The sequence below is a fragment of the Pseudoflavonifractor sp. 60 genome (genome assembly GCF_009911645.1).
In the GTDB taxonomy this organism is placed as follows: domain Bacteria; phylum Bacillota; class Clostridia; order Oscillospirales; family Oscillospiraceae; genus Lawsonibacter.
The window spans coordinates 1-215 of sequence record NZ_QWKI01000162.1; the positions used below are offsets into that span (position 1 = coordinate 1).

Annotated in this window: 1 protein-coding gene; it reads left to right on the top strand. The window is 57.7% G+C overall.

The window, feature by feature from the left end:
- A partial coding sequence (locus tag D1646_RS16870; protein WP_160637593.1) for a tyrosine-type recombinase/integrase occupies window positions 1-215 on the top strand: 215 nt, incomplete at both ends.

Consider the following 215-nt stretch of genomic DNA (forward strand, 5'->3'; position numbering starts at 1 on the left):
AAGAACAACCCCGCGCTTCTCCCCATCCAGATCGCCTACTACACTGGGCTTCGTATTGGCGAAGTCTGTGCGCTGACGTGGCAGGACATTGACTTGAAAGAACAGTGCCTGACGGTCCGCCGCAGTATGCGCTACAATGGGACGAGGCACAAGCTGGAGGTCGGGGCCACCAAGCGAAAGAAAATCCGAACCGTGGACTTCTGCAACGCTCTGGC